The sequence below is a fragment of the Candidatus Competibacteraceae bacterium genome, assembly GCA_016699715.1.
Lineage (GTDB): Bacteria > Pseudomonadota > Gammaproteobacteria > Competibacterales > Competibacteraceae > Competibacter.
In genome coordinates this window covers 1871051-1892881 of record CP065007.1, presented here as the reverse complement: position 1 = coordinate 1892881, position 21831 = coordinate 1871051, and the positions used below count along the sequence as shown (strand labels likewise).

Here is a 21831-nt window from a genome sequence, read left to right as displayed (position 1 = left end):
TGCTTAAAAACCAACATTGTCGGTAGCTTTGTTGCTACCATTGTTTTTCCATTTGCCGCCTTCCTTTTTTAACTTGTAATGTACACGCCAAGGGAAATAATTGGAAATCAGGTACCATTTGCCATTAATTTCCAGTCGCGTGAATTCCAGAAAGTGTAAGCGCCATTCCACGGTATTGCCGTTGGCGCCGGCCGTATGCCCGATGAATCGAGTAGGCGTGTCGATGCCCCATAATATCCTTGAGTGCGGCGCGGTGTAGGGATCGTTATCCTCGTCGCCGACGCCGGCGTCGTCGTTACCCGCGACCAGCCAGTCGGAGAAGGAGACGGCTCCGGCTCCGCCCGGGCGGCCATCGCCGTCGCTCATGCTGGGAAAGTTGTGATAATTGCCATGAAAGGAAGCATCGCCCGGCAATGCGACCGCATTTGGGTTGAGGGTCTTTTTGCGGATTTTCCGAGAGCTGTCCCATTTTTTGTTGACGCCCCCGGTCAATGGATCTCCCTTGTGATTCAATCCAGACGCGGGTGGCGCTGGTGACGTGTTGGTCCCGGACAAATTAGGACGATCGGCGGCTGTAATGATGGTGCTCGGTTTGATGGTGTGCGTGAACTCGTAGCCCATACTCACCAGGAAATAAGCTCCTTTATCGCCGGTACTATTAGTGGCGTCACTGGCTGTGATTTCTGACCAGACGATCCAGACATGCAGTTCGTCCACGATATGCCCGGTGGATTTGTTTTTTATTTTGACAGGAAAATGTCCGGCTATCAGTCGTGATATCCTGGCTTTGTGAGGAGTTCCTGGAATGGGGGTGGCGCCTTCCCATTCAAAGTTTGCGGTAAAGTTGGTGCTGTCGCTGGCCTTGAGAGTGACAAAAGGCGACATCGATTGCTGGTTGAAAGGCCAGAAGGCAAAGACGGTCATGGCGTTGTCAACCTTTGGAGAAACATAGTGTTTTTTTCCGACCGCACCAAGATTGCTCGGGATCGTGTCACCGGTTTTCCCAACCTGGTTGTCGTCGAGTTCAATCTTTACGGATGCGGGCGCAACAGGGCCTGTCGCACCATCTGGGATGATGATCACATCGCCAGGATAGATCAAATTAGGATTGGGCCTTTTCTGACGGAAAGCCGCATTGGCGGGATGATTATAGATATCCTGCCATTTCATTCCATGCTTGCTGGCAATTACCGATAGAGTATCGCCGGATTTAACTGTGTAGGGAGTAGGCATGGTAAGGTTCTCCAGTATTACATTTTCAATGCACACCGATGGTTAGTTATATTAGAAAGCATTTCTCATGCCGTTTTCTGAATTTTAATTTTCACATCCAATTGAAGAATGGAAAAACAGGAAAACCAAAATAACTAAAATAACTGTTTGAGAATGTTATAATTCACGGGTAGATTGCCAGTTTGAAAATTTTATTCATGGAAATATGAAATCAGTTGTAAGAGGTCATTTTGAGCGCTATTCAGTTCATTTTGACCCATGCGCCCAAGTTCATTTTGGGCCATGCGGGCATACTTTCGCGGACGGCTTTCCGATGAAAGCCGCCTCGGGCGAAGCAAAGTAAAATCGCGCTCAAGCGGAAGGGGCGGCGGCTTTTGATCGCTTGGGTTGGATTGCCGGGCTGAAGTGAAGCGCGGCGCGGCTGGGTTTTTTCGGCATCAACCCAGCCCGCCAATGTTAGGAAAGCCGGTTTCAGGAAAGCCGGTCTGGAAACGGCATATCAGTCGCGCAACAATTCGTTCAGGCTGACCCGGCCACGCGTTTTCTCATCCACCTGCTTGATGATGATCGCGCAGTACAGGCTGTGGCTGCCGTCGGGCGCGGGCAGGGCGCCGGACACCACCACCGATCCGGCCGGTATCCGACCGTAGCTGATCTCGCCGGTCAGCCGGTTGTAAATCTTGGTGCTTTGGCCGATGTAGACCCCCATGGAAACCACCGAACCACGCTCGACGATGACACCCTCGACCACTTCGGAGCGCGCGCCGATGAAGCAATCGTCCTCGATGATGGTCGGGCTGGCTTGCAGCGGTTCCAGTACGCCGCCGATGCCGACCCCGCCGGACAGGTGGACGTTTTTGCCGATTTGGGCGCAGGAACCCACCGTGGACCAAGTGTCCACCATGGTGCCCGAATCAACGTAGGCGCCGATGTTGACGTAGGACGGCATCAGCACCACGCCGGGCGCGATGTAGGAGCCGCGGCGGGCGGTGGCGGGCGGCACCACCCGCACGCCGGCGGCCAGAAAATCGTTTTCGCCGTATTCGGCGTACTTGGGCGGGACCTTGTCGAAATAATTGGTGTAGCCGTCACGGATGATCGTGCTGTCGTTCAGGCGGAAGCTGAGCAGCACCGCCTTTTTTAACCAGGTGTTAACCATCCAGGTACCGTTGCGCGGTTCGGCGACCCGAGCCCGGCCCAGTTCCAGCAGCCCCAGCGCCTCCTCGACCGCCTCGCGCAGATCGGCCGACGCGGTGGCGGCGTCGATCTCGCCGCGGCGTTCGAAAGCATCATCGATAATCCGCTGTATCTTATTCATCAGGGAACATCCTCGGCGGGGCGGCATCCCAACAGCGAGTTTGGGCACAGCCGCAAAAACCGTCATAATAGGAAGGGATAAAATTATAGAAGGATGATGGATCGTCGCTCGGACGACCCGTATCAGGGCGGCAACTTTATCACCTTACGTTTCCGAACGGCAGCATGTCGGCCACCGCCAGGCGCGGGGGATCGGTGCGCACTGCCAATACCCGTACAAGCACAGCGAAAGAGGATCATCGGTATGGCAAAGAAGGGCTCGGATGACAAAAAGTGGGCGCCGGTCAAGCCGACTTTCCCCGCCGACAAGCACCCAGCCGCGCCGGCTGAACCTGAACTGACCCAAGCCGCCGGCAAGGTCCAGCAGGCAGCCGCCAAACCGACCTCACCCGTTGCCGAGAGCAAGATCGCGGTGGTCGAGGCGAATCCAATGCAGGATTCCGACTCGCAAGCGCTGGAGGTTGATGGCCGCAAGCGAGCGATCATCGAAGGAGTGAGCCCGGAAGTCGACGCGGGCCGGTTTCCCATCAAGCGAGTGGTGGGCGAGACCGTGGTGGTGGAGGCCGATGTTTTCACCGACGGTCACGATTCGCTATCTTGCGTGTTGCAATACCGCCGGCAGGGCGAGGCCGAGTGGCGGGAAGTGCTGATGCTCCCTCTGGTCAACGACCGCTGGCGCGGTGAATTCCAGGTGCTGGACGTGGGACTTTACGAGTACACCCTCTGTGCCTGGGTGGACGCCTTCAAGTCCTGGCGGCACGATTTGCCCCGCTGGGAACAGGCCGAGGATATCGCGCTTTCCCTGCGGGTCGGCGCGGAACTGACCGAGAAGGCCAGTCGGCGCGCGAGCGGCGCGGACGCTCAGTGGCTGGCCAAACGCGCCGCGGCGTTGGCCGGCGATCAGGATCTGGACTATCGCCGCCAGTTGGGTTTGGACGAGGAACTGGCCAGGCTGATGCATCACCATGCCGACCGCCAATTGGCGATCCAGTACGAAAAGACCCTGGGATTGATGGCTGAAGACGAACGTGCCCGCTTCAGCACCTGGTACGAGCTGTTCCCGCGCTCCTGCGGTTCCGCGCCCGGCAAGCACGGCACCTTCAGGGACTGCGAAGCCTGGCTGCCGCGGCTCGCCGCCATGGGTTTCGACGTGCTGTACTTCCCGCCGATCCACCCCATCGGCCGGATCAATCGCAAGGGCAAGAACAACACGCTCACGCCCGGACCGGACGACGTCGGCAGCCCTTGGGCCATCGGCGCCGAGGAGGGTGGCCACAAGGACATTTTGCCGGCGCTCGGCACGCTGGGAGATTTCCACCATCTGGTGCGCAAGGCCCGGGAGCACGGCATCGAGATCGCTCTGGACATCGCCTTGCAGTGCGCGCCGGACCATCCTTACGTCAAGCAGCATCCGGACTGGTTCCGCTGGCGACCGGACGGCACGGTGCAGTACGCCGAGAACCCACCGAAGAAGTATCAGGATATCTATCCGTTCAACTTCGAAACCAGCGACTGGAAGGCGCTGTGGGAAGAGATCAAGAGTATCTTTGAGTTCTGGGCCGAGCAGGGCGTGCGTATCTTCCGGGTGGACAACCCGCACACCAAACCCTTCCCGATGTGGGAGTGGCTGGTCGCCGAGATCAAGAAAACCACTCCCAACGCCATCTTCCTGGCGGAAGCCTTTACCCGACCCAAGGTGATGCACCGCCTGGCCAAATTGGGCTACACCCATTCCTACACCTACTACGCCTGGCGTAACACCAAATGGGAGCTGATCGAGTACCTGACCGAACTGACTCAGGGGCCGGGGCGCGAATATTTTCGGCCGAACTTCTGGCCCAACACGCCGGATATCCTGACCGCCGCCCTGCAGTACGGTGGCCGGCCGGCGTTCATGTCCCGGCTGGTGCTGGCGGCGACCATGACCGCCAACTACGGCATTTACGGCCCAGCCTTCGAAATGATGGAGCATCTCGCCGTCAAACCGGGTAGCGAGGAGTATCTGGATTCGGAGAAATACCAGATCCGTCATCGCGGCTTCCAGGAATTGGACGGGCCGAACAGCCTGCGCGACTTTATCGCCCTGGTGAACCGCATTCGCAAGCGCAATCCGGCGCTGCAAGCCGATTGGAACCTGCGGTTCCACGAGGTCGATAACGAACAGATCATTTGCTACAGCAAAACCACTGACAATTACGCCAACACCGTTCTGGTGTTGGTGAACCTGGACCCCAATTACACCCAAGCCGGCTGGACTGGCCTGGATCTGGCGGGGCTGGGCGTGGATCCGGACCAGCCGTTTCAGGTGCACGATCTGCTGACGGGCGCCCACTATATCTGGAACGGGCCGCGCAACTATGTCGAGTTGAATCCGCACCGGATGCCGGCCCATGTGTTCCGCATCCGCAGCAGCCTGCAGACGGAACAAGATTTCGATACATTCAGTGGTTGAGGAGAAGGTATAGATGGCTCAAAAATCGAAGGGCTGGAACGGTGTGGAAGACCCGTTGTGGTACAAGGACGCACTTATTTATCAGTTGCACGTCAAGGCCTTTGGCGACAGCGACAACGATGGGGTCGGCGATTTTCGCGGCTTGGTCCAGCGCCTGGATTATCTCCAGGAACTGGGCGTGGACACGCTGTGGTTGTTGCCGTTCTATCCTTCGCCGATGCGGGACGATGGCTACGACATCTCCGACTATCAGAGCATTCATCCCCAGTACGGCACCATGGCCGATTTCCGGATCTTCGTCCGCGAAGCGCACACGCGGGGTCTGAAGATCATCACCGAATTGGTGATCAACCATACCTCCGACCAGCATCCCTGGTTTCAGGCCGCGCGCCGCGCCCCACGAGGCTCGCCGGAACGGAATTTCTACGTCTGGAACGACAATGACGATAAATTTCCGGAAACCCGCATCATCTTCACCGATACCGAGACCTCCAATTGGGCCTGGGACCCGGTGGCGGAACAATACTATTGGCATCGTTTCTTTTCGCACCAGCCGGATTTGAACCATAACAATCCGGCGGTGGTGAAAGCCGTGACCAGAATCATGCGGTTCTGGCTGGACTTGGGTGTGGATGGAGTGCGGCTGGACGCCATCCCCTACCTGTGCGTGCGCGAAGGCACCTACAACGAAAACCTGCCGGAAACCCATGCGGTGATCAAGCAGATGCGGGCCGTGGTGGACCGGCACTACCGCAGTCGCATGTTTCTGGCCGAGGCCAATCAATGGCCGGAGGACGTGCGCGACTACTTCGGCGACGGTGACGAGTGCCAAATGGCTTACCACTTCCCGCTGATGCCGCGCATGTATATGGCCATCGCTCAGGAAGACCGTCATCCCATCGTCGATATTCTGGAACAGACCCCGGACATTCCCGACAACTGCCAATGGGCGATCTTCCTGCGCAACCACGACGAACTGACGCTGGAAATGGTCACCGACCGCGAGCGGGACTACATGTACCGCACCTACGCCGCCGATCCCCGCAGTCGGGTCAACGTCGGCATCCGCCGCCGGCTGGCCCCGCTGATGGACAACGATTACAGCAAGATCAAGCTGATGAACAGCCTGCTGTTGTCGATGCCGGGCACGCCGATTTTTTATTACGGCGACGAGATCGGCATGGGCGACAACTTTTTTCTCGGCGACCGCAACGGCGTGCGTACCCCGATGCAGTGGAGCCCCGACCGCAACGCCGGTTTCTCCAAGGCCGACCCGCAGCGCTTGTACCTGCCGCCGATCATGGACCCGATCTACGGTTACGAGGCGGTCAATGTGGAGGCGCAGCATCGCGCGCCGGCCTCGCTGTTGAACTGGATGAAGCGGATGATCGCCGTGCGCCGGACCTGCCGGGCCTTTGGTCGTGGCCGGCTGGAGATGCTGCGGCCCGGCAACCGCAAGATTCTGGCCTATGTCCGCGCCCACGCCGACGAGGTGGTGCTGTGCGTGGCCAATCTGTCGCGTTCCGCCCAGCCGGTGGAGCTCGATCTGAGCAAATTCAAGGGCATGGTGCCGGTGGAAATGCTGGGTCAGAACCCGTTTCCGCCGATCGGCGAGCTGCCCTATCTGCTAACCCTGCCCCGCTACGGGGTCTACTGGTTCCGCTTGAGTTACGCCGCGCCGCCGGTCTGGCACGAAGACCGGTTGCCCGGTGGGGACCTGCGGATTCTGGTGCTGTTCCAGGGCTGGAAGAGCTTCTTCGTCGATCAGGTCGAGCCCAGCCGGCGGGAAATGGCCATGAATCTGCACGAGCGGCTGACCCGGCGGGTGCTGCCGGAATTCCTGCCCACCCAGCGCTGGTTCGCCGGCAAGAGCGGGCGCATCGAGTCGGTCGAGTTCGATAACTACGACGTCTGGGTCGATCAGACCGAATGGGTGCTGGCCCGAATCCGGGTCTGGCTGGCCGAGCGGCCGGAGCCGCAGGATTACGGTTTGCCGATGGCGCTGGCCTGGGAAGACGAGGGTGAGGAGAAACTGCGCCCACTGTGGCCCTACACGCTGGCGCGGGTCCGGGTCCGTGCCCGGATGGGCCTGCTGTACGACGCCTACGCCAATGAGAAATTCACGCAGTCCATGCTGAAGATGATGGCGCGCAACACCCGGATACCGCTGGGTGGCGGCTGGCTGAAATTCTCCTCGACTCGCATCTTCCACGGCCTGGCCGGCGACCTGCCGGAGATGCTGCCGGTCAAGCGGCTGGCGCTGGACAGCAGCAATACCACCCTCAATGTCGGCGACCGGATGCTACTCAAGGGCTATCGACGTTTACGGCCCGGCATCAATCCCGAGTTGGAGATGGGGCGATTCCTGACCGACGTCGCCGACTTCGGCAACGCCGCGCCGTTGGCCGGGGCCCTGGAGTACGAAGACAAGGATGGCAACGTCATCGCGCTGGCGATGCTGCAAGGCTTTGTCGGCAACCAGGGCGATGCCTGGACCTACACCCAGGATTACCTGAAACGGTTCCTGGACGATTGCGTGCAGCAACCGGAAACGGTGCGGGAAGCCGGCGAGGGCGTGCATGTGCTTTATCTGTTGTTCGCCACGACCCTGGGCCGGCGCACGGGCGAATTGCATCGGGCGCTGGCGCTGGCCACCGGCGATGCCGCTTTCGATCCGGAACCGATCACGCCGGCCGATCTGAGCGGCTGGATCGAGCAGATTCGACAGGAGGCGACCACCACGCTGGAGCGGCTGGAACAGGCGCAGTGGCGATTGGCGGAACCGGCGCGCTCCCTGGCTGGTTGCCTGCTGACCGCGCGCGAGCACCTCATGGCCCGGTTGGACCAACTGGAGATCGCGGATTCGCTGCCGATGAAGACCCGCTTCCACGGCGATTACCACCTCGGCCAGGTGCTGGTGGCCAAGGACGACGTCATCATCATCGATTTCGAGGGCGAACCGTCGCGGTCGCTGGAAGAGCGACGCCACAAAAACTCGCCGCTGCGGGATGTGGTCGGCATGTTGCGCTCGCTCAATTATGCCGCGCACGCCGCCTTGCGGCAGTCAACCGCCGACGGTACCGCCAACTGGGAAGAACTGGCGTCCTACATCGGCGATTGGGAGCGCCAGGCCCGGACCGCGTTCCTGGAGGGTTACGCCGCATCCCTGCGGGATTGCCCGAGCTATCCGGCCGATCCCGAGCAGGCCAAGGCCTTGCTGGATTTGTTTACGCTGGAGAAAGCCTGTTACGAACTGCGTTACGAACTGGATAACCGCCCCGACTGGGTTGCCATCCCGCTCGGGGGTTTGTGCGAACTACTATCACTCGAAACGAAGGATGTGCCGCGATGAAACAACCGAAAGTCCTGGCTTTTGTCATGGCGGGCGGCGAAGGTGCCCGCTTGAGCCCACTGACGGCGTATAACTCCAAACCGTCGCTGCCGTTCGGCAGCCGCTACCGCATTGTGGATTTCGTGTTGAGCAACCTGCTTAATTCGGGAATTCAGTCGATCTACATGCTGGTGCAGTACAAGTCCCAGTCCCTGATCGAACACGTCCGCAAGGCGTGGGTGGTGTCGCCGATGCGGAACGAGGAATTCGTGACGGTGGTGCCGCCGCAAATGATGCGCGGCGGCGACTGGTTCATGGGCACCGCCGATGCCGTGTATCAGAACCTGAATCTGATTCAACTGCACAATCCTGATTTGGTGCTGGTGTTCGGCGCCGATCACATTTATCGGATGGATCTCCAGCAGATGGTGGATTTCCACCTGGAGCGGGAAGCCGACGCGACCGTTGCCGCGCTGCCGGTGCCAATCGCCGATGCCAGTTCGTTCGGCGTCATCGACGCCGATCACGCGGGCCGGGTCAGCGACTTCAAGGAGAAACCGGCCAACCCGCCGCCCATGCCCTCCGATCCCACCCGCTCCTACGCCTCAATGGGCAACTATCTGTTCAACGCCAAGGTGCTGATCCAGGCGCTCAAGGAGGCGCATGAGCGCGGCGAACACGATTTCGGTCACCATGTATTGCCGAATCTGAAAGATACCCATCGGGTGTTCGCCTACGACTTCGCCACCAACAAGGTGCCGGGGACCAAGCCTTATGAGGAGCAGGCCTACTGGCGCGATGTCGGCACGCGGGATGCTTATTTCAACGCCCATCAGGATCTACTGGGCGAGAAGCCGCGTTTCGATATGTTCAACCCCCAGTGGCGGATCTTTTCCAGTAACTATCAGGGGCCGGTGGCGCGCCTGCTGGATGCCAGTGTTAAAAACAGCGTGGTGGCCGCCGGCTCGATGGTGCGTCAGGCCAAAATCACCAACACCATCATCCGTCGCGAGGTCATTATCGAGGAGGATGTGGAGATCGAGGATTGCCTGATTCAGGAGTACGTCCACATCAAGCGCGGCGCCCGGTTGCGGCGCGCCATCATCGGTGGTTATAACGTGATCGAGGCGGGTACCCGCATCGGCTACGATCTCGAACAGGATCGCAAGTTATACCAAGTGACCCAGGGTGGTATTACGGTGGTCGGGCCCGGCGAGGTGACCGCGACCATGCAAGCGTTTAGCGAATGAGGGCAGGGGACGGGTCTCGGGGGGCCGGTTTTTTTCCGCCGCCCCCCGGTTTCCTGTCCCCTAATTCTGTGGTTCCCTTTAGGGATTGAAGCCGATGATCAGTCCATCCAGCACCGTTGTCTGGCCCGGTCGGCCGTACCCATTGGGCGCGAACTGGGACGGCGAGGGCGTCAACTTCGCGCTGTTTTCGGAACACGCCGAGCAGGTGGTGTTGTGTCTGTTCGATGCGCGGGGTAAGCACGAAGTCGAGCAAATCCCCTTGCGCGAACAAACCGGTCGGGTTTGGCACGGTTATCTGCCGGACGCCCGACCCGGCCTGCTGTATGGCTACCGGGTGCAGGGACCGCATCGGCCGGAGGAGGGCCACCGTTTCAACGCCCACAAACTGCTGCTCGATCCCTACGCCAAGGCGATCGTCGGCCAGATTCAATGGAGCGACGCCCAGTTCGGCTACCGGATCGGTGGTCGCACCGAGGATCTGAGCTTCAGTACCCGTAACAGCGCACCGGGCATGTCCAAGTGTTTGGTGGCGGATACCGCCTTTTTCTGGGGCGACGACCGGCCGCCGCGGATACCCTGGCACGACACCCTCATCTACGAACTGCATGTGCGCGGCTTCACCATGCGCCATCCCGATGTGCCAACCAATCTGCGCGGCAGTTACGCCGGGCTGGCCTGCGGGCCGGTGATCGATTATCTCAAGGCGCTGGGGGTCACGGCGGTGGAGTTGCTGCCGATCCAGTACTTCATCGACGAGCGCCATCTGCTGGATCGCGGCTTGCGCAACTACTGGGGCTACAGCCCGCTCGGCTATTTCGCCCCGGACCCGCGCTACGCCGCCACCGATAATCCGGTCGCCGAATTCAAGAGCATGGTCAAGTCGCTGCACTCGGCCGGCATCGAAGTGATCCTCGACGTGGTGTACAACCACACCGCCGAGGGCAATCAACTTGGCCCGACCCTGAGTTTTCGCGGCATCGACAACGCCAGTTATTACCGCTTGTCGCCCGAGCATCCACGCTACACCATGGATTACACCGGCTGCGGCAACACCCTGAACACCGCCCATCCCCGGGTGTTGCAGATGGTGATGGACAGCCTGCGCTACTGGGTGCAGGAGATGCGTGTGGACGGTTTCCGCTTCGACCTGGCCGCCACGCTGGCGCGGGAAGCGGATGGCACGATCGATCAGAACGGCACATTCATGGACGTGGTCCAGCAGGACCCGGTGCTGTCGCAAGTCAAGTTGATCGCCGAACCGTGGGATGTGGGCGAAAATGGTTATCAGGTCGGCCAGTTTCCGGTCGGCTGGAGCGAGTGGAACGGCAAGTATCGCGACGTGGTGCGTGACTACTGGCGCGGCGAGGGTGGATTGATCGGCGAGCTGGCCTATCGCTTGACCGGTTCCGCCGATCTGTACCAGCACAACGGCCGTCGCCCGCCCGCCAGCATCAATTTCATCACCGCCCACGACGGTTTTACCCTGTACGATCTGGTCAGCCATAACGAGCGCCACAACGAAGCCAACGGCGAGAACAACCAGGATGGCGATTCGCACAACCGCAGTTGGAATTGCGGGGCGGAGGGCGACACCAACGATCCGGCCGTGCTGGCGCTGCGGCTGCACCAGCGGCGTAATCTGCTGGCGACCCTGCTGCTGTCGCAGGGCGTGCCGATGCTGCTGGCCGGCGACGAGGTCGGCCGTACCCAACGTGGCAACAACAACGCCTATTGCCAGGACAACGAACTCAGCTGGCTGGATTGGGATCTGGCCTGGTTAAAGGAGAATCGCGAGTTGCTGGTGTTTACCCAGCACCTGATCCAAATTCGCCAGCGGCATCCTACCTTTCGCCGCCGGCATTTTTTTCGCGGTATCCATGGCGACGGAGTCCGCGACATTCTTTGGTTCAACCCCGACGGCCGCGAGATCGACGACGACGAGTGGACACACGACTACGCCCGTTGTCTGGGGCTGTATCTGCCCGGTAACGGATTGGGCGACTGGGACGAGCGCGGACACGCGCTGGAGGACGACGATTTCCTGGTGCTGGTCAATTCCCATCACGAAGAAATCCCGTTTATGCTGCCGATCCTGCGGGACGGCTCGCCATTCGAGGTGCTGATCGATACCGCCTTGCCGCAGGGTCGCCCGGTCAGCGGCGACGAGCATCCCGCCGAGGAACCCTATCCAGTGCAGGGCCGCTCGCTGGTGCTGCTGAAACATCGCCGTCGGCGGCTGTCCTGATTGATCAGATGGATTCCGATCCTCGATCACGAAGTTTCAGGCGGTGTTCGCCAGCCAGTTTTCGACCAGGAGTCCCGGTACGCGGGAAAACTCGCGCATGTTGTTGGTGACCAAGGTTAGCCCCGACGATCGGGCGTGGGCGGCGATCAGCAAGTCATTGGGGCCAATGGGCGTGCCCGCGCGCTCCAGCGTGTCGCGAATCTCGGCGTAGTGCTCCTCGACCGGCGATTCCATCGGGAATGTCGCGATCTGATCGAGCAGCAACTTTACCCGTTGCGCCAAGCGTTGCGATCCGCTTTTCATCGCGCCGAAGCGCACTTCGCAGGCGACGATGCTGCTGATGCCGATTTGTTCGACCCCGACCGCCGCGATGCGCTGCATCACCGGTCCGCCGGGATGCCGGGCAAGATCGGATACGATATTGGTGTCCAACAGATAGCGTGGGCCGTTCATAGCTGGATGTCGTCCAACGCTGGCAGTCCCGCATCCACGTCGGGAAAGGCCTCTTCGATGGGTTCCAGCGTCGCCAGCAGTTCCAGGAGATGAGTCGGTTTCTTCACCGGTTCCACGATCAGGCGCTCGCCGTCTTTGTAGAGGATGACTTCATCGCCCGGCAACTCGAATTCACGCGGGATGCGCACGGCCTGATTGCGGCCATTGCGGAACAGGCGAGCGCGGCGTTCGACGATCTGATCAGATGCGGGCATGATGGCCTCTTCCGTTAGTTGCATAGGCCAAAGCATAGGCCGCGCTTGAAATCGCGTCAAACAGGCAGTGCGTGTCGATCCTTGCGATTTGCGTTGAAGGATGGAGCGCGGACGGGTTCATATAAGACCCTCTTTGAGTGGTGGAAACGCGGATGGTCGAGCCGGATCCCCCTGCCGCTGACGCGGCGCCCCCCTTTGAATCCATAATGACGCATCTTTCTCGCTAAAGTAATACCAATTCTGAATAGGTTTTCGTCATTCCCGCGAATGCGGGAATCCAGGCCGCCGCTGAAAAACGGGATACCCGCTTTCGCGGGTATGACGAACAGGGTGGTTATTGGCCTCAGAAAAGAACAAAACCTATCGGGAAACGATATAAGGATACGAATCCTCATGCCTTTGTTGAGTATCGACAACCTCTCCATCGCCTTCGGCGCCGAAAAACTGCTGGATGGCGCCAGCTTCCAAATCGATCCCGGCGAGCGGGTTTGCCTGATCGGTCGCAACGGCACCGGTAAAACCACCCTGCTGCGCCTGCTGGCCGGCGAGATTCAACCCGACGGCGGCGAAACTTGGCGGCAGCCTGGGCTGCGTGTGGCCACGCTGGCGCAGGAGCTGCCGGTGGATACCACCGCTACCGCGTTTGAGATCGTGGCCGGCGGGCTGGATGGGCTGGGGGATTTGCTGGCCAAGTATCACGAGGCGGCGGCGCAACTCACGCATGACCCCGCGCCCGAACGGATGCGGAACATGGAACACTTGCAGCACGAACTGGAAGCGCGCGACGGCTGGCGCTGGCAACAGCGGGTCGAAACCGTCATCAGCCGTTTGCAACTGCCAGCCGACGCCCCGCTGGCGGAATTGTCCGGCGGCTGGCGGCGGCGGGTGCTGCTGGGCCGGGCGCTGGTGTGCGAGCCGGATTTGCTGCTGCTGGACGAGCCGACCAACCATCTCGATCTGGAAACCATCCAATGGTTGGAGCAGGAACTGCTGGAATTTCGCGGTGGCCTGCTGTTCGTCACGCACGATCGGACACTTCTGCAACGGCTGGCCACCCGCCTGCTGGAACTGGATCGCGGCATGTTGACGTCCTGGCCCGGCGACTACGCGGCGTTTCTGGAAAAGAAGGCGGCGCTGCTGGAAGTCGAGGCCCGGCACAACGCCAAGTTCGACAAGAATCTGGCGCAGGAAGAAGTGTGGATTCGGCAGGGTATCAAGGCCCGCCGCACCCGCAACGAGGGCCGGGTACGAGCGCTTCTGGCCTTGCGCGAGGCGCACCGCCAGCGCCGCGAGCAACTGGGCAAGGCCAGCATCGCGCTGGAGCAGGCGGAAACCTCCGGCAGGCTGGTGATCGAGGCGCAACGCGTCGGCTACGCCTGGCAGGACGAGCCGCTGATCCGCGACTTCTCGACCCGCATCATGCGTGGCGACCGGGTGGGCCTGATCGGCCCCAACGGTTCCGGAAAAACCACTCTGCTGAATCTGCTGCTGGGGCGCTTGCGGCCGAATACCGGCGAAGTGCGCTTGGGCACCAAGCTGGAAGTGGCCTATTTCGATCAACTGCGCGAACAACTCAATCCGGAACAAACCGTGCTGGACAACGTCGCCGGGGGCCGTGAGCACATCGAGATCAACGGCCAGCGTCGCCACGTCATCGGTTACCTGGGTGATTTTCTGTTCACCGCCCAGCGGGCGCGCTCGCCGGTCAAGTCGTTGTCCGGCGGCGAGCGCAACCGGTTGCTGCTGGCCCGACTATTCAGCCAGCCGGCCAACCTGCTGGTCATGGACGAACCGACCAACGATCTCGATCTGGAAACGCTGGAACTGCTGGAAGAACTGCTGCTGGAGTACACCGGCACCCTGCTGCTGGTCAGCCACGACCGCACCTTTCTGGATAACGTGGCGACCAGTTGTCTGGTGTTCGAAGGCGGCGGGCGCATCCGCGAATATGTCGGCGGCTACAGTGACTGGCTGCGCCAACGACCCGCTGCGCCGGGAGCGGTTCCCGCCGTCAAGTCGAAGCCCGCCGCCTCGCCCATGCCAAAACCTGCCGCGCCAGGCAAGTTGAGCTACAACGAACGGCGGGAATTGGAGCGACTGCCGGCACGCATTGAGGAACTGGAGCAGCGCCAGCAGGAATTGCACGCCGCGACTGCCGATCCCGCCTTTTACAAGCAGGAAGCAGCGGTTGTCACGCAGCGGCTGGAGGAGTTGCGGGTGTTGGAGGCGGAACTGGAAGCGGTTTACGAACGCTGGGAAGAACTGGAAGCGCGAGAACGGGTGGGATGAAGTGCTGTGCCATGCGGCGCAATGGGCAAAACCAGCGGCTGGACTACCACGCTGTCCGTACCGGATAGGCTTGAATGTGGCTGTCTGGCGTTAGCAGAGCCAGACCGTGCGCAATCGCTTGGCAAATCAGCATACGGTCGAATGGATCTGGGTGATGGTTGGGCAGTCGCCGCAGTTCGAGCACGGCGGCTTCACTGAGATCAAGCGACAGAATATCGTGCTTGTCCCGTTCAGTCGGAATATATCGGTGCGGTGGTTCGGCCAGCGGCAACCAGCCTAAACCATGCTTGACCGTGATCTCCCACGCTGAAACCGCACTCAGGTAAATCGTATGCGTCGGATCGCTGAACAGGGTGCGGGCGGCGGTGGAACGTTGCGGGGAATCGCGCACTCGTGCTGAAGTTCGCAAGCATTGATTTTGTGGGTATCCCCCTGAGGTTATCCACCGGAAGCAACCCGATTCGCCACCCGTCGTTCCAAGCGCCGCAAGCCCTTGAAGGCGATGGCTCGAATCGTGCCGTCCTCGCTCTTGTTGGCCAGGATGCCCTGCAAGGTGGTTTGCGCGGCTTCGCCACCCAGTCGGCCCAGGGCCGCAATCGCGCTCGACCGCGCCGCCGCTTCCCCATCGGTTGCGGTGGCGCGACGGATCAGCGCCGCGACTTCTCCCTGCTCCAGATAAACCGGCAGCGCGGCTTGCCGCTGTTCGGTGCTGGCCAGCAAGCGGCCATCCGCGCCGGGCAGCACCGCCCGCAGGACCGGGCGCAAGGCCGCGCCATCAATGCGCTTGGATCGCTCTAAATGTTGGAGCACGGAGTCGCCGCCCAGCCGGGCCAGAGCAGCGCTGGCCGCCGCGCGCACCCCGGAATCGACATCCTCCAGCGCTTGCAACAGCGCGTTGCTGTCCTTGGCATCGCCGCACTCGGCCAGACAGCGAATCGCCTCGCGTCGTACCGCTACTGGATGGCGGGGATCGGCAAGTGCGGCCCGCGCCGCTGGCGCGACGGCGAGTTGCAGTTGACGGGCGGCCCACAGACTGGCCCGCCAAGCCTGCGCTTCCGCACTGACCTGTTCCCATAAATGCCGTTCGTCGGCTTGTCGCCAACCATTCGCCGCTCGTTCCAGCGCGCTTTGCACGGCTTCCGCCAAATCCCGGTCACCGCTGTTACCGGCGATCCAGGCTGCCTCGATCCGCGTCGCCGCCGCGTCGCCGCGCAGCAACTCGCCCAAAGCGTCACGGGAGAAGGCTTGGCGGCGGATCAACCCGCGCCGCAGGCGTTGTCGAACCTGTTGATCCTTAACTACACCGAGTCGCTGCGTGAGGGTGTCGGGGTCGCCCTGGCGAGCCAGAAAACGCGCGGCGGGCTGGCTGATCTCGGCGTATTCGCTGTTCAGAGCCAGCAGGTTGACCTGGGTGGCATCATTGGGATAAATCCGCCGCAACGCCTCCAGACCGGCCTTGCGCAGACCGGCGTCGCGCTGGTGCAGCAGCGACTCCAACACCGGTTCGGAAGCAGATACGCTCAGTTGACCCAGTTCGACGGCGGCCCGTTGTCGGGCGGTGCCATTTTCGTAGGGATCGCTGACGAGGCGTTCCAGCAGGGCACGGCTGCGCTCGTCGCCGACGCGCCGCAAACCGCTCAGTGTCCGCCAGCGCAGTTCGCCCACACCTTCGCGGGCCAGCCGTTCCAGATGGTCGCGCACCCGTTGCCGTTCGTCGGCGTCGCTCAGGCGGGGGAGCAAAGCGCCGAGCGCCTCGGCGGCATCCGGGGCCAAGGCCCGGTCGTCGGCGGGCAAATCGGCGCGTTGATCAAGCAACGGTTCCAGATAGTCCAAAGCGCGCCGGTCGCCTAACTCGCCCAGCGCGGCGATGGCGCGTTTCCGCTCTACATCCGCACCTGCCGTGAACGCCAGCAACAGTGGTTGGAAGGCTTCCGGCCGTTGTTGCCTGGCCAAGCCTTCGGCGGCGGCCAGCAACAGTTCGCGGCGACCACCGGCAAGCGCCCACGTCAGCGGTTCCAAACTGGCGTCGGGCATGCCGGCGACGATGCGTTGCGCCAATTGCGCGCAGGCCAGCGCCCGAATGGCCTCGTCGCGGTCGTCCAGCAGCCGGACCAGCAGCATTTCCGCCTGTTTCGCCTCCAGATTGCCCAACACTTCGACGACGCGCGTGCGAATCGCGGCGTTGTCGTGATCGAGTAACGGCGGCAAGGCTTCCAGGGCCAATGCTTCCCGATAGCGCGGGTATTGCCGCCCGTCCGCCCGCTTTTGCTCCGGTTGGACCCGGTCGCGCAACAGTTGTAACAGCACGTCCAGGGCTTGGCTGTGATCAGTGGCTTTGTCCTTATCCAGCAACCAGCGACCCAGCAGCGGCGCGGCGGCGATATGGCCGATGCGACCGAGGGCGCGCAGCAGGGCCGGATGGTCGGCGCTCAGGTCGGGATCGTCTTCCAGGCGCGCCGTTACGGCTTCGGTCGCCTTTGCCGCGACCTGCTCGTTCGGACGGGCGTGCGCCAAGACGACCAGCGCCTCCAGCGCTCGGTTGGCGATCCGTGGTTCGCCGCGCAGAGCGGCGGCCAACACGTCCAGGGCCAGTGACTCGCCGCGCTGGGCCAAGCCCACGGCGGCGCGCAAGCGCAACTCCTCGTGCTCGCTTTCCAAAGCGCGACTCAAGGCCACCGCGATGCGCGGATCGTTGGCATTGAGCAGGCGATCCACCACGGTGAGCCGCAAATCGTCATGGCGGCTGTTCAGCGCCAGCAACCAGGGTTCCAGACTGCCGGTGGGATACAGGCGGGGTAGTTGCTCCAGGGCGTGGCGGCGCGTTTCGGCGTTGGCGGCATTGACCGCGCTACGGGCCAGTTCGGCGGCGCGCGCATCGCCGGCTGCGGCCAAAGCCAGCAGGCGATCAAAAGCATTGCGGCCGAGGTCGGCGGAATCGACGTTCAAGGCCAGGGTCAGCGGTTCCAACGGCTCGTGCGGATGCAGTTCGGCCAGTGCGTTCAGCGCTGCTTGTCGGACCAGGTGATGCGGATCGCCCAGGGCTTGGCGCAGTACCGGCAACACCGCCTCCCGGCCAATGACGGACTGTTGGGCCAGCGTCGCGAGACGGGCGATGCTGTCGCGCCGTACCCGTTGATAATCGTCCGGCCCCTTGGCGACCGGCGCTTGCCGAATCAGGCCGGCGTAAGTTCCAAATGCCAGCCGCCACAGTTCGGACGCGCCGGCTTGATCCTGATCCTTGGGCAACGGTCGCCCGCCACCGGCGAAACGCAACACGGTCAGCAGGCGTTGGGTGGCGGAGCCGCTCGGCTGTTGTGACTTGCGCTGAAACAGCCCGCGAATCCAGCCGGTTTTGCGCTCCAGCGGCGTTTCGGCTTCGGGCGCGGTTTGGGGTGGCGCTGGGTCGGTGGCGATTTCGGCGAGACGCTTCGCTTCGCGCCAAAAGCTTTCCGGTTGCGGACGCAAGCCGAGAACCTGGGCGGCGGCGTAGCGCCGGGCTGGAGAATCGCTGGCCAGGGCGTTGACCACGGCGTTGAGCAGACGCGGCCGTTGCGCCGGGTCCGGCCAGTTGCGCATATCGCTGGCTTTCTCCGGCTGGCGCGGCCCGATCAGTTCCAGTCCCCATTGCCCCAGGTCTTCATCGCACAGCCGCACTTCCAGAGCGCGCGCGGCGGCGAAGCGGATTTCCGGCTGGCCGGCGCTCAGGGCGCTGAGCAGCAAATCCGGTTCCAATCGCGCCCGCGCCAAGGCAATATCGCGGGCCACGATCACGGCGAAGGTCAACTCCTGGAGATCGCGCTCGCGGTCTTCCAATCCTTGCAGCAAGCCTTGCACCCCATTGCCGCCGAGCGCGACGAAGCTGTACAGCGCGCCGCGCCGGATCGGCGGATGCTCGTGGCGCTGGGTGCCAGCCAGTACCGGCAGCGCCCGTGCATCGCCCAATTTCGACAGGCCGTCGGCGGCCCAACTGCGCACCGCCAGGTCGGCATGAGCCAGCGCGGCAACCAGCGGTTGCTCGTTGCCATTTAGACAGGCGGCGGCCAAGCCACGCGCGCCGTGTTCCCGGACCAGGGCATCCTCGTCGCGCAGCAAAGTGGTGAGAAACGGAATGCTGGCCGGGTCGCCCACGTCGGCCAGGGCGCTGGCGGCGCGCTGGCGCAGCGTATCGGACGGGCGGTCGTGGTCGGTCTTGGGGATACTCAGCAAAGCCCGCATCGCTCCGACGGCGCGGTGATCCCGGCGCTTGCCGCACAACTCGCCAGCGCGCACCCGCAGTAGATGGAACGGACTGTCGAGGGCGAGAGCGAACGCTTGCGCGTCGTTGGGCAGCAATTTATCGAGCGCTTCGATGGCGGCGAGGAACTGAGGCGCTTCCTCGCTTTGCAGCAGTTCGATTAAGCGGTTTCGCAGTGGGGCCGGGTCGGACGCTTCCAACGCGCCTTTCAAACCAGCCAAACGGACTTCGGCGGCAGGCGAATCGAGCGCCGCCAAGTGGTAATTGGAGCGTTTCTTGTCAGCGTCTTCTTTGGTCAAGGCTTGGTAGGCGGCCAATCCCACCTCGGCGGCGTTGTCGCCGACCCGCTCGATCAGCAGTTCCCTGGCCCAGGCGCGCGATTGGCGGGCTTGGCGAGCCAGTTCGTCCACGGCCCAGCGGCGCACGTCGGGATGCACCGAAGCGACTGTCCGACGCAGGGTGGTTTCCGGACGTTTGCTGTGCCAGGCCCATAACGTTCGCAAGGCTTCCCGGCGCACGTCCTCGGCTTCATCGTCCAGGGCATGACCGAGCAGTCCGTCGATACGGGTGGCGAGTTCGTTTTGCGCGGTCGCGCCGTGCTTGACCAGGAGTTGCAGGGCGCGGGTCCGAATCTCGCCCGCCTGAGTGCGCAGCGCCAGTTCGGCCAGATCGATCTCGCCGGCCGGACCTTCCGGTTCGGCCAACTTGAGCAGACCGTCGAATGCTTCGGCGCGTACTTGCGCATCGTCGTCGTTCAACAGCCATTGCAGACGCAAGCGCAAGCGCCGATCGCCCGCGAGATTGATGATGGCGTTGGCCATGAAACGGGCGACTATCCGCCGTGTCCCGACCTCCGGTTCCCGGCTGAGTTGCAGCAAGGCGCCGCTGGCCCGGTCGTCGCCGAGCCAGCTCAGACACAGGGCGCTTTGCAGGGCGATATCCGGGTGACGGGAGACCAGGGCCGCGAACAGCGGTTCCAGCTCCGCTTCGGCCAGAGCGTCGGGCGTGGCCGCGCTTTCTTCGCCGACCCCTTGTGCCCGGAGTTCGTCCAGCATCTTGGTGATGTCACCGCCGCCAGTGCGCAGGCGAGCGGCAAGCGCGGGATGCGCCGCGACCGCGACCCAGAGCGCCGCCTGACGGACTTCGTGGGTTTCGTCGTTGAGCGCGTGGCCAAGCAGTTGGCGACCCTGTGGCGTGGCGCTCAAGCGCTGGCGTCCCAGTCGGATCAGAACCGCGCGACGGATATCGGGGGAGCCTCGCTCGAACGCGCCGCGCAATGCGACGCTGGCTTCGGGGTCCAAGCTCAGCAAGCCGTCGAGGGCGGCTTCGCGGACTTTGGCGTCCGAGTCGTTCAGCCGCTCGTTCAGCAGTCTCGGCACCAGGGGCGACGCTTGGCGTAACGCGGTCAGGCCTTGCACCGCATCGAGCCGAATGTCCGGGTGGCGGCTGCCTAGCGCCGGTTGCAGGGCTTGCAGGGGCGTTTCGGCGTCGATCCGTTCCAACGCTTTCAGCGCGGCCTTGCGCACGCCAGCGTGATCGTCGTTCAGCGCCTTGGCCAGTGTCGGTCGGCTACGGCGGCGTTGGCCGTCACCTAGCCGTTGCGCGGCCTCAATGCGTCGCCCCGGCCGGGAATCCTGGCTGAGCACGTATTCCAAACCTTCCCGCGCCTCGTCCTCGGCCAGTTGCGCCAAAGCGTCCAAGGTGGCCGACGACGAGCGGTTCGCCTTCACTTCGTCGAGCAAGCGTTGTAGTCGGGAATCCCAGGTTTCGGCGTGACCGGACGGATTGCCGTTTTGATCGACCGGACTGAGCCAAATCAGCCGATTTTCCGTAACCGCGACCAACAGGCCGCCGCGCTGTTCCGGTTTGGCTTGCGGCAACGGCTCGAACAGCGCCAGCGCGCTGGCGTTGCGTCCAACGGGAACGGTGCGCGGTTTGCGGCGCTGGTCCAGCGTCCAGACCTTGAGTTCGCCGTCCTCGCCCAGCGAGAACAAACGGCGGGGTAGGGGACGGTCTTGTTCGTCGTTCAGCGCCGCACTGAACAGCAGGCTACGCACCGGCCCCTGATGGGCGGCGTCGCCGCTGCGATTTTCTTCGTCGATGGCCCCTTCCAGAAAGCAAACCCGGATCGAACCATCGCCGCAACCGGCTACGATGCGCCCATCGCCGGTGAAGGTCAGAGCAAAAATGCCGCGTTCACCGCAGGGCATGGCGCGGGGTTCGGCATCGCCCAGTCGCGCCAGTGGCAGGACGTAAATGGTGTTGTCGGCACCGGCGGCGGCCACGTTGCCGCTTGTCGGGTCCAGCGCCACGGCGCGTAATGGCTGTTCGCTCAGACGACGCTTGGTTTGCTCGCGCAGACGGGGTTGATCGCCGTCCATTTCGATGGCGTGCAGTGCCAGTCCGCCGTCATCGCCCACGCTCAGGATCTGCGAGTCGGACGCAACCAGCGCCCGCACCGTGCCGGTGTGAACAGTCTGCTGCCAATCCGGGGTTTTGCCTTCGCCGCTCGCGCGCCAAATGGCTAGATCGCCCTTGACGGTTCCAGCCAGCAACAGCTCATCGCCGCAAAAGGCCAGCGTGGATACGGCAGTGTCCAGCGGGGCACTGAAGCGCGCGTTCAGCTTGGGTAGTTGCAGCAGGTGGACGCTGGAGTCGGTGACACCCATTGCGTCGCGGCGACCGCCCACGGCAAGGAGTTTGCCGCTGGCGGCGACGGTCAATAAGCGTTCAATGTGGGGCGCGTATTGTTTGGCCACGGGAGGCGGTTCCT

Annotated in this window: 11 protein-coding genes; 5 read left to right on the top strand and 6 right to left on the bottom strand. The window is 62.5% G+C overall.

The annotated features are described in order from the left end of the window. Nucleotides 1-3: 3 nt before the first annotated feature. Both IPM89_08375 and dapD read right to left on the bottom strand, forming a co-directional pair. Nucleotides 4-1233: a LysM peptidoglycan-binding domain-containing protein gene (locus IPM89_08375; protein QQS52955.1), complete on the bottom strand. Its 1230-nt coding sequence runs from the start codon at nucleotides 1231-1233 to the stop codon at nucleotides 4-6. Nucleotides 1234-1732: 499 nt separating this feature from the next. Continuing rightward, nucleotides 1733-2551, bottom strand: a complete 819-nt coding sequence (gene dapD / locus IPM89_08370) for a 2,3,4,5-tetrahydropyridine-2,6-dicarboxylate N-succinyltransferase (GenBank protein QQS52954.1) — start codon at nucleotides 2549-2551, stop codon at nucleotides 1733-1735. Between the two features lie 429 nt (nucleotides 2552-2980). On the opposite strand from dapD, the gene IPM89_08365 reads away from it, so the two are divergent. The 4 genes from IPM89_08365 (at nucleotide 2981) to glgX (ending at nucleotide 11828) form a co-directional block, all read left to right on the top strand. Beyond that, nucleotides 2981-5002 (top strand): alpha-1,4-glucan--maltose-1-phosphate maltosyltransferase, encoded by a 2022-nt coding sequence (locus IPM89_08365; GenBank protein QQS55845.1) that lies wholly within the window; start codon nucleotides 2981-2983, stop codon nucleotides 5000-5002. A gap of 13 nt (nucleotides 5003-5015) precedes the next feature. After that, a complete protein-coding gene (gene treS, locus IPM89_08360) occupies nucleotides 5016-8354 on the top strand; it encodes a maltose alpha-D-glucosyltransferase (GenBank protein QQS52953.1) in 3339 nt (1112 codons plus the stop codon). Then, nucleotides 8351-9583 (top strand): glucose-1-phosphate adenylyltransferase, encoded by a 1233-nt coding sequence (locus IPM89_08355; protein QQS52952.1) that lies wholly within the window; start codon nucleotides 8351-8353, stop codon nucleotides 9581-9583. Before treS ends, IPM89_08355 begins: the two co-directional genes overlap by 4 nt. Before the next feature lie 94 nt (nucleotides 9584-9677). Beyond that, entirely contained in the window at nucleotides 9678-11828 is a 2151-nt protein-coding gene (gene glgX, locus IPM89_08350; protein ID QQS52951.1) for a glycogen debranching protein GlgX, read from the top strand. Nucleotides 11829-11864: 36 nt separating this feature from the next. On the opposite strand, the gene IPM89_08345 is transcribed toward glgX, so the two are convergent. Both IPM89_08345 and IPM89_08340 read right to left on the bottom strand, forming a co-directional pair. After that, nucleotides 11865-12281, bottom strand: coding sequence for a type II toxin-antitoxin system VapC family toxin (locus IPM89_08345; protein QQS52950.1), 417 nt, complete (start codon nucleotides 12279-12281; stop codon nucleotides 11865-11867). Continuing rightward, nucleotides 12278-12535: an AbrB/MazE/SpoVT family DNA-binding domain-containing protein gene (locus tag IPM89_08340; GenBank protein QQS52949.1), complete on the bottom strand. Its 258-nt coding sequence runs from the start codon at nucleotides 12533-12535 to the stop codon at nucleotides 12278-12280. Before IPM89_08340 ends, IPM89_08345 begins: the two co-directional genes overlap by 4 nt. Before the next feature lie 393 nt (nucleotides 12536-12928). On the opposite strand from IPM89_08340, the gene IPM89_08335 reads away from it, so the two are divergent. Next, nucleotides 12929-14824, top strand: a complete 1896-nt coding sequence (locus tag IPM89_08335; protein ID QQS52948.1) for an ATP-binding cassette domain-containing protein — start codon at nucleotides 12929-12931, stop codon at nucleotides 14822-14824. A 43-nt stretch (nucleotides 14825-14867) separates the two neighbouring features. On the opposite strand, the gene IPM89_08330 is transcribed toward IPM89_08335, so the two are convergent. Beyond that, complete coding sequence (locus tag IPM89_08330) at nucleotides 14868-15233, bottom strand: type II toxin-antitoxin system VapC family toxin (GenBank protein QQS52947.1); 366 nt, start codon at nucleotides 15231-15233, stop codon at nucleotides 14868-14870. 29 nt (nucleotides 15234-15262) lie between these two features. Beyond that, nucleotides 15263-21817 (bottom strand): HEAT repeat domain-containing protein, encoded by a 6555-nt coding sequence (locus tag IPM89_08325; GenBank protein ID QQS52946.1) that lies wholly within the window; start codon nucleotides 21815-21817, stop codon nucleotides 15263-15265. Nucleotides 21818-21831: the final 14 nt, after the last annotated feature.